The sequence below is a fragment of the Clostridium sp. CTA-17 genome, assembly GCF_054767895.1.
The window spans coordinates 1-400 of record NZ_BAAABF010000032.1 but is presented as its reverse complement, the minus strand read 5'-3'; the positions used below and the strand labels follow the sequence as shown (position 1 = coordinate 400).

General features: G+C 44.8%; 1 rRNA gene. It reads right to left on the bottom strand.

Features of this window, described 5'->3' with window-relative positions:
- Positions 1–400, bottom strand: a 23S ribosomal RNA gene (locus ACYUCG_RS15260); the annotation flags it as partial.

The window sequence follows — 400 nt, the reverse complement described above, 5'->3', positions numbered from 1 at the left end:
CAGGTTCTATTTCACTCCCCTCCCGGGGTTCTTTTCACCTTTCCCTCACGGTACTGCTTCACTATCGGTCATCAGGTAGTATTTAGCCTTGGGAGGTGGTCCTCCCTGCTTCCCACAAGGTTTCACGTGTCTCGTGGTACTCTGGATCACAACTCGATTATACTAGCTTTCATTTACAGGACTATTACCTTCTACGGTGGAACTTTCCAGTTCTCTTCAATTAGCCATTACTTCTCTTTATGTTATGTCCTCAACCCCGGAAACAAGTTTCCGGTTTGGGCTCTTTCCCTTTCGCTCGCCGCTACTAAGAAAATCGATTTTTCTTTCTCTTCCTCCAGGTACTTAGATGTTTCAGTTCCCTGGGTTACCTTCATTAAGCTATGTATTCACTTAATGATAC